The sequence below is a fragment of the Bradyrhizobium sp. SHOUNA76 genome, assembly GCF_023006445.1.
GTDB lineage: Bacteria > Pseudomonadota > Alphaproteobacteria > Rhizobiales > Xanthobacteraceae > Bradyrhizobium.
The window spans coordinates 1-7,749 of the sequence record NZ_JALBHA010000314.1 but is presented as its reverse complement, the minus strand read 5'-3'; the positions used below and the strand labels follow the sequence as shown (position 1 = coordinate 7,749).

At 64.1% G+C, this 7,749-nt stretch carries 9 protein-coding genes and 1 pseudogene; 3 read left to right on the top strand and 7 right to left on the bottom strand.

What is annotated here, in order from left to right; genetic code table 11:
* Together MOV74_RS25680 and MOV74_RS25675 are read left to right on the top strand one after the other, a co-directional pair.
* On the top strand, nt 1-878 hold an 878-nt coding region (locus tag MOV74_RS25680), incomplete at its 5' end, for a UbiD family decarboxylase (protein WP_246929134.1).
* Complete coding sequence (locus MOV74_RS25675; RefSeq protein WP_246929128.1) at nt 875-1,471, top strand: UbiX family flavin prenyltransferase; 597 nt, start codon at nt 875-877, stop codon at nt 1,469-1,471. The genes MOV74_RS25680 and MOV74_RS25675, both read left to right, overlap by 4 nt.
* Nucleotides 1,472-1,490: 19 nt before the next feature.
* Here MOV74_RS25675 and MOV74_RS25670 read toward each other — a convergent pair whose 3' ends face one another.
* The 6 genes and pseudogenes from MOV74_RS25670 to MOV74_RS25645 all read right to left on the bottom strand — a co-directional run bounded on the left by MOV74_RS25670 (nt 1,491) and on the right by MOV74_RS25645 (nt 5,721).
* Entirely contained in the window at nt 1,491-1,814 is a 324-nt protein-coding gene (locus tag MOV74_RS25670; RefSeq protein WP_246929127.1) for a metal-sulfur cluster assembly factor, read from the bottom strand.
* Nucleotides 1,811-2,320: a DUF2249 domain-containing protein gene (locus tag MOV74_RS25665; RefSeq protein WP_246929126.1), complete on the bottom strand. Its 510-nt coding sequence runs from the start codon at nt 2,318-2,320 to the stop codon at nt 1,811-1,813. The genes MOV74_RS25670 and MOV74_RS25665 overlap by 4 nt, the downstream gene beginning before the upstream one ends.
* A gap of 12 nt (nt 2,321-2,332) precedes the next feature.
* Nucleotides 2,333-3,679: a hypothetical protein gene (locus tag MOV74_RS25660; RefSeq protein ID WP_246929121.1), complete on the bottom strand. Its 1,347-nt coding sequence runs from the start codon at nt 3,677-3,679 to the stop codon at nt 2,333-2,335.
* A gap of 327 nt (nt 3,680-4,006) precedes the next feature.
* A complete protein-coding gene (gene opgC / locus MOV74_RS25655; protein ID WP_246929119.1) occupies nt 4,007-4,540 on the bottom strand; it encodes an OpgC domain-containing protein in 534 nt (177 codons plus the stop codon).
* 16 nt (nt 4,541-4,556) lie between these two features.
* A pseudogene (gene opgC, locus MOV74_RS41300) lies at nt 4,557-4,712 on the bottom strand (OpgC domain-containing protein); the annotation flags it as partial.
* A gap of 223 nt (nt 4,713-4,935) precedes the next feature.
* Nucleotides 4,936-5,721 (bottom strand): 2-keto-4-pentenoate hydratase, encoded by a 786-nt coding sequence (locus MOV74_RS25645; protein ID WP_246929117.1) that lies wholly within the window; start codon nt 5,719-5,721, stop codon nt 4,936-4,938.
* Between the two features lie 216 nt (nt 5,722-5,937).
* Between MOV74_RS25645 and MOV74_RS25640 the strand changes: the two genes are divergently transcribed.
* A complete protein-coding gene (locus MOV74_RS25640) occupies nt 5,938-6,876 on the top strand; it encodes a LysR substrate-binding domain-containing protein (RefSeq protein WP_258719552.1) in 939 nt (312 codons plus the stop codon).
* Between the two features lie 75 nt (nt 6,877-6,951).
* Here MOV74_RS25640 and MOV74_RS25635 read toward each other — a convergent pair whose 3' ends face one another.
* Nucleotides 6,952-7,566, bottom strand: coding sequence for a TetR/AcrR family transcriptional regulator (locus tag MOV74_RS25635; protein WP_246929110.1), 615 nt, complete (start codon nt 7,564-7,566; stop codon nt 6,952-6,954).
* Between the last annotated feature and the right edge of the window lie 183 nt (nt 7,567-7,749).

Genomic DNA, 7,749 nt, shown 5'->3' with positions numbered 1-7,749 from the left:
GCCGCCGTGGGCAACTGCGAAGAGGTCCCTATGGACGGCGCGGCGAGGGGCCGTTAACCTCGGGTTTTCCCATGAGGTCCGACATGCTCAAGCTCTACTACGCCACCGGCATCCTGCGCGGCGAACGGCCAGGCCTCGCGCCGTGCCTCACCGTCCCGCTCGCGATCCCGGCCGAGGCCGAGATCGTCATCGAGGGCTTCGTCTCCGCGACCGAAACCGCGCCCGAGGGACCGTATGGCGATCACACCGGCTACTATAATTCCGTCGAGGAATTCCCCGTGATGCGCGTGACGGCGATCACCAGCCGGCGTCAGCCCGTCTACCTCTCGACCTTCACGGGCCGGCCGCCGGACGAGCCGTCGCGGATCGGCGAGGCGCTCAATCGCCTGTTCGTGCCGCTCATCCGTCAGCAATTCCCTGAGGTGACCGACTGCTGGCTGCCGCCGGAGGCCTGCTCCTACCGCATCGCCGTCGCGGCCATCAAGAAGCGCTATCCCGGCCAGGCGCGGCGGCTGATGCTGGGCCTGTGGTCGATGCTGCCGCAGTTCAGCTACACAAAACTCCTGATCGTGGTCGACGACGATATCGACATCCGCGACTGGCGTGCCGTGATGTGGGCCGTCTCCACGCGCAGCGACGCCTCGCGCGATCTCGTGACGCTCACCGACACGCCGATCGACTATCTCGACTTCGCCTCACCGAAATCGGGGCTCGGCGGCAAGCTAGGAATCGATGCGACCACGAAGATTTCACCGGAGACGGATCGGGAATGGGGCGTTCCGCTGACCATGGATCCCGCCGTGGTCGCGCGTGTCGATGCGATGTGGGCAAACCTCGGCCTGTCCGGCATGCAAGCGCGCGCACCGGTCCTGACATGAGCGGGCGGCAAGGCATCATCGTCGGCATCAGCGGTGCCTCGGGCGCCGCGATCGGCATGCGCATCGTCGAGCTGCTGGCCGACAATCCGCATTACGCGGTGCACCTCGTGGTTTCGCCCGCTGCAGAGCGTACGCTGAGTGAGGAAGTGGGGAGCGATGCGCTCGCGCGGCTGCGCGCACTCGCCTTCCGCCACCATCTTCATTCGGACATCGCCGCCGCGATCGCCAGCGGCTCGTATCCGATCGCGGGCATGATCGTCGCGCCGTGCTCGATCCGTACGCTCTCGGCCATCGCCTGGGGGCAGCTCGACAACCTCCTGACGCGCGCGGCCGACGTGCAGCTCAAGGAACGGCGCCGGCTGGTGTTGCTGGTCCGCGAGAGCCCGCTGCATCTCGGCCATTTGCGCGCGATGCTGCAGGCGACCGAAATCGGCGCGATCATTGCGCCGCCGATGCCGGCCTTCTATCTCAGGCCACAGTCGCTGGACGAGGTGATCGACCAGATCGCCGGCCGGGCGATCAACCTGCTCGACCTGAGGAAGCTTCGCGCACCCGCAAAGGTCTGGTCCGGCCCAAGCTCCGAAGGCGTGTAGCCGCAGCCGCCTTGCCGGTTCAGTTCACATCGGCAAAACCGAGCGACGACCTCACACCGGGCGAGATCATCGAGGGTTGCCAGGGCGGCTCGAACGTCATGGTGACGCCAACCGAGTCCACGCCCGGAACGAGGCACGCGCTGCTCGCGACACCCTCCTTGAGAAAGGATGCGGCGGGGCAACCGCGCGTCGTCGCCGTCATGGTGATATGCGCGGCGCCATCGTCGACCGACACGTCATAGATAAAGCCGAGATCGACGATGTTGTGCCCGAGCTCGGGATCGATCACGACCTTCAGCGCCTGCCTGATCCGGGCGACGAGATCATCCTCGTTGATCGTCATGCGTGCACCCTCACCGTCAGTTGATAGGCATCCTTCTGCGGCGTGAAGTCGCCACGCCACTGATGGCCGCGCTTGGTCAGCTCCCGAAACAGGAAGACCGGTTCACGGCTGAGCAAGGCGAACAGCGTCTGGCCCGGCGCGAGCCGCTCCAGGGCTGCCAGAATCCGGACCATCGGCTCCGGCGGATCGAGGTCGCGGTTGTCGAGATGCACCATTGGCTCCGGCCAATCGCCATCGCTCGACGCGGCGGGGAGCGGTTCAGCCGCTTCGACCGAGCCGTCATCGGGCAAGAACCGGATCTCCCATTCGCCGCCTTCCAGCTCGGCTTCCCGATGCGCAAAGCCCCTGCTCGCCATGACGTCGAACAGGGGAACCGGCTTGAAGGGAGCATAGAGCCGCAGCCCCTCCCCAGGCTCGAGCCGCTCGACCGCGGCCATGATGATCGAGAACGGCTCGCCGCCTGCACGCAGGATCGGCCGGACATCGACGTCGATAAATTCGGTCATTGCAGTCTCCTTTCAGTTTCGTGAGACCAGGAGGTGGGGCATGGCCGCTCCGGTCGGCAGGCGCAGCGGCTCCGCCACATCCGCAAGCCGCCGGGCCCGGATGAACTCCTCACTCAAGCCGAGCGTCGCAAGCATCACGACCGCGACAGCGACGCGAAAGCCGAGTGCCGCATCGAACAGGAGCATCAACGTTGCCGTCCAACTTCCGGCAAAGAACACGACAAACCACTTCAAGGCGCGGCGCTCGGCAACGAGATCCTGCACGCGAGGCGTCGGCACTCTACCCATCACCGGACCATAGGTTTCAAGCCAAGTCAGGAATGGGACGATCTTGTAGAGATTTGCGAGCACGAGGCCAGTGAGCCAGCCGAACGCGACGAGAAAGGCGAGTGCGCCGACATGGGATTGGAAAGAACCGATCGCCAGAAGCGCGGCGCCAAGGATTGCGGCCGCGGCAAGGCTCGCCAGCGCAGCGAGGCTCATGCGCGTGTTGAGCTCGAGCGCGCGACGTTTGCGGGTTCTGTACAAGCCGAGCACGTCACGACCGTAGGCGACCAGCGACAGCAGCGCCGCCGCTGCTGCAAGCAGAAGCGCCAAATCCAGCCTGGTCATGCGCCAGAATGCAAGCACGCCGCCGACAAGGCCGACGGCCAGCGCGGTGATGCCGGCAGGCCAGGCAAGCCGGCCGAGCCTCTCATCGCCGTCGGGCGCGAGCATGAACATCGCAAGCAAGCGATAGCTCACGCCCATGGCCGTGAATGTCAGCCATCCGCCAAGCCCCGCAATCGCGTGGATCGGAACGCCCGAGACCAGCAGGTCCGGCCATTGCGCACCGACCGCGGTTCCCGACAGCACCAGCGAGAACATGCCTCCGAAGGCCGCCGTGACACAGATGCAGACAAGCCCGCCTGCGACGAACCGCGCCGGCCCCGGCAGCGGACGGGCCGACCAGAGCGTCATGCCGAGATTGGCAACGACCAATGCGAAACCGGCAATCAGCAGGCCAGCGCCGACAGGAAGCAGCCAGGGCGGCCCGTTGAAGTGCCCGCCGAGAGCCAGGAAGCCCGCGAGCAGGGCGGTCAGCCCAAGCGTCAACAGCACGAGAACCGGCAACGTCCAGCGCTCCGCATAGAGCGGCCTTGCGACCAGCACCGGCACGAACTGGAACAGCGCACCACACAGGACCATGCTCAACCAGCCGATGCAAACCATGTGGACGATGACGAGCGTGTCCGGGCCGCCGATGTCGTGGTTCGGAAAACCGAACCCGGCGACCATCAGTCCTTCTGCGAGCAGCAACCAAACGATTGCGACCGCGAAGTAGCTGATGGCCCATCTACAGAGGCTGGTTCCGATCACGGCGTGCTTCCCATCGCCTGCACACGAAGTTTCGTGTCAGCGCTCAAAAACGGTAAGGGGTTGCAGTCACGACCACTTTGTCGAGGCGCAAACTCAGCCACCTTTCGCGACAAGGGACAGGATCATCTGATCGCCCTGCCGGCCGTCCCTCGGCAATGGCGGCCAACGCGCCGCCAACGGCGCTCGAACAAGGCGTGCGGAAGCTTGGACTGCTGATCCTTCGACTTACATTCTTGCTCCGGTGGCCGCCCCGGATCACGCGCGAATTCGCCTCTCGCCGCCACCCCGGCGTCATCTTCCAGAAATTGCAGGGCCGAAGAGATTTGGTCAGAACAATCTTGTTCGAGGCGCGGCCAGCCCGGTGAGCCGGGTCAACAGGGTCGCAAAGATTGTGAGAAGCGCGATCCCCGTGGTGCTGACCATGACCTGAGCAAGCACGCCGTCGGATACGGTCCTCAAAAGAAAATATGCGGAGAGCGACAGCAGAACTCCCGCACAATAAACCTCCAGCGAATTCTCTCCGCAACGAACAGCTCCCAACAGCGTGCGCGACCGCAGAGGCGCCCAATGCGCGGGCACGAAATTGGCGACACAGACCGCAAGCGCGAGGAAATGCAGAACGCGAAGGGGATCAAGACCAGACTTGTCTATTGGGTAGATCAAGCCTTTCAGGAATTGAGGAACTGCAAGCTCGAGAGCTGGATTGATCCAGCTCATCGTAACAGCCAGCGACCAAATCAAATATGAGGCCGACAACAGGATCACGGGACGAGACGTCAGGAGCGGCATCAGCCGCCGACGTCCTACCACCGTCAGGAGCCATGGCGCAAACAGCAGATGAAACAGCACGAAGGTCGGCAACACCCATCGTGCACGTCAGCCCCGAGACAAACATGAAGGTTTCGGTGGTGTCGCTAAATCCATACCGACTCAGCGTCAGCCAGCTGCAGATATTCCCCGGGATATGATTCATGAAGACGAACCAGAGCGCGATCCCTCTGCAGGCGTCGAGCCGAACGTCTCGGTCTGGCATATCGTCGATTGGACCCATCGCAAATGTCCGAAGTGGCCCTGCCCGCTGAAAACCGTGGGTCGGGTTATACAAGCGGCATATTGGTTCGCTAGCTGAATGAGGGCTTGATCCGAATCAAGCGGGACCTGCCATTGCCTTCTTGCGGCGGGGGTCGCGCGTTGGACGTTCATCCCGGTATGGGTCAGATCACGGACGGCGCGATCGATCTCAGGCCACGCAAGTCTCACGAATATTTGGCGCTGACGCTGCCGAACGGTCCGAAATCGCCAATGAAGGTCTCACCTGCCTTCGGCCGCAACATGCCTGTCAGCGTGCCCGTGCTGACCATCTGTCCTGCCTTCATGCCGATGCCCGTGCGCGAAAGTTCGTTGGCAAGCCACGTCAGCGGCATGACCGGATGATCCAGCAAATCGGCAGCCCTGCCTTTGCGGCGCAGAGTGCCATTGCAAATGAGGCTGACCTCCTGTCCGGCAATGTCACGCTTTTGCCAGTCCGCAATGGCAGGGCCATAGACGACCGTGCCGGAGCCGGCACCGTCGGCGAGAATCGCCGGCAATGGCGGGAATGCCGCGTCATGCGCAAAGCGACATTCTGCCAGTTCGATCCCAGGATGCAGGGACTCCACAGCCGCGGTCACATCCTGCACGGTATAGGGCTCGGCGCGCGGCGGCAAATCGATACCGAGGACCGCTTGATACTCCACTTCTGGAATCGGACTGCATTGCGTGGCGTGCTCGACGCTCCCGGGCGACTCCATGATGAACGGTGCGAAGACGCGACCATAGATCGGCGAGTCCGTACGCAGCTCCCGTTGCAACGCTTCCTTCATCGCGGCGATTTTCCATCCCGCGACGGTCCAGCCGAGCTCCTCCTCGACCATGCGCGCGATGCGGTAGGCAGTCGCCTTGTCGGGCGGCACGAGACGCTGATCGAGACCGCTCTGCTGGCGTCCTTCGCGGCGCAGGCCAGCGAGCAGACGGGCGAGTTCACGTTGGGTCGACGGATTCATCCAGATTACTCCACCAGCAACGCGGCCGCGCGGGACAAAGGCACGGGCGCTTCGTCCAGCAGCAGGTGGATCGCCTCGTCCTCCCAGCGCTGGCTCGGGGCCGGACGGAGCCGGACAGACTTCGAGTATGGCTTGACCGAGCTTCATGCAACCGACTTGTTGGGCGGGGGCCTTGAGCGAGAGTCAAGGCTCGGTCATCCCGCGGGGCGCACCCTCATGGTTTCACGACGACTTCCTCCGCTGCATGCCGTACGGGCATTCGAAGCGGCCGCGCGACATTTGTCGATCACGCGCGCCGCCGACGAGCTGAACGTCACGGTTGGGGCCGTCAGCAGGCACGTCCGCGCCCTCGAGGTGCGCATGGGCACGGCACTGTTCCTGCGGGGATCGCGGGGCCTGGTGCTGACCTCCGCCGGCAAGGCCTTCGCCGATTCCACGCGCGAAGCGCTGGACCGCATTGCGGACGCGGCCGAAGGCCTGCACCTGCGGCAGTTCAGACGGCTGTCCGTCGGCGTCTACGGATTCTTCCTGTCGCGTTTTCTGCTGCCGATGTGGCCGCGCCTCAAGGCGGCGCATCCCGAACTGGAGATCGATCTGCACACCAGTGCCAACCCTGTGGACCTTCTTGCCAGCCGCTACGATGCAGTCGTAGCCGTCTCGGACGGCGAACCCAGAGCCGGCCTCGTCACCCGGCCCCTGCTGCCGATCGCGACCGTGCCGGTCTGCTCGCCAGCCCTGCTAAAGGATGGCGCACTGGATTTCGCCTCCGTTCCACTTCTGCACAACAGGCCGCGACCGGACGACTGGCGCCGCTGGCTCGACCACGCGCAGCTCACCAAGGTGCCCGTTCGCGGCGGGAGCAGCTTTGAAAACCTAGGTCTCGCCATCGAAGCTGCGGCCGCCGGGCTCGGCGCTGCTATCGCCATCGAGAGCCTGCTCGCTCCGGATCTTGCTCACCTCAATCTTGTCAGAGCGCATCCCATCGTTCGGCCGACGCGGCGGCACTTCGTGCTCGAGTACGAGCAGCGTATGGCGGACGACCCAGCCGTCGCCGCGTTTTCCGCGTGGCTGTCTGATGCCTGCAAACAGCAAGGCGGCGACAAGGCGGCAGCCGGGACATCCACCCGAAAGCGTACGGTTGGGACTGGGCGTTGAGTTTCCCGCGCGGGCTAGGATGCCGATGGCAGATTTCGCACCAGCGACGTCATCGGAGCTAAATGAGGCAGGCCCTTAGCCGGACTTGCCCAAAGCTTTCAGGATAAAGAAAATTTGGGCGCGCATGCCTGCTTCGGTGTCTTCGCCGTGTACCTCGCAGTGCTCGATCAGAATTGGATGGAAGAAGGCCACGAACGCGGATCTGACCGCCCGGGCGGCTTCCGCGGCGTCTTCGACATCGAACTCGCCCGCGTCGGCGCCCTCGCGTATGATCGCCTCCAAGATCATCAGCATCCGCTCGATGTGCGCCTGAATGATCGGCCAGTTCTCCTGCATGGCGGCGACGATCAGATCGTGCATGGGCTTTTCCTTGACCAGCATCATCGTGGTGTGGTGGTGAACACTGGTCAGCAGTTGCTCGAGTTTCTCCGTCGCCGGCGCGTCCGAGCGCGCGATCGCAAAGGCGCTGTCGGCAACCTCGTTGATGAGATGCCCGCAGATGGACTCGTTGATTGCATTCCTGGAAGGAAAGTAGCGGTAGATATTCGCCGGGCTCATGCCGAGTTCAGCGGCGATGTCGGCCACCGAGGTTCTGTGGTGACCGACGCGGCGAAAGCGCTCTTCCGCCGCGCCCAGGATCCGGGCGCGGGCCTCGTCGGACTCCCTTCCCGTGCGGACCGGACGATCCATTGGAGCAACAGAGCCTTATTCTGCAGCCAATGTCGGTCGCACATCCGGCTTCTCGTGCGAAGCCTCGTGCATATCTGCGGTCGGCTTGATCCGGAACCAGGTGGCATAGAGCGCGGGAAGGAACAGCAGGATCAGCACCGTTCCGACCGCGGTGCCGCCGATCAGCGTGTAGGCCATCGACCC

Coding starts and splice junctions, on each gene's coding strand:
- MOV74_RS25665 (WP_246929126.1), bottom strand. CDS start 2,320: ATGACCGAATTTATCGACGTCGATGTCCGGCCGATCCTGCGTGCAGGC.
- MOV74_RS25640 (WP_258719552.1), top strand. CDS start 5,938: ATGGTTTCACGACGACTTCCTCCGCTGCATGCCGTACGGGCATTCGAA.
- MOV74_RS25645 (WP_246929117.1), bottom strand. CDS start 5,721: ATGAATCCGTCGACCCAACGTGAACTCGCCCGTCTGCTCGCTGGCCTG.
- MOV74_RS25675 (WP_246929128.1), top strand. CDS start 875: ATGAGCGGGCGGCAAGGCATCATCGTCGGCATCAGCGGTGCCTCGGGC.
- MOV74_RS25670 (WP_246929127.1), bottom strand. CDS start 1,814: ATGACGATCAACGAGGATGATCTCGTCGCCCGGATCAGGCAGGCGCTG.
- MOV74_RS25635 (WP_246929110.1), bottom strand. CDS start 7,566: ATGGATCGTCCGGTCCGCACGGGAAGGGAGTCCGACGAGGCCCGCGCC.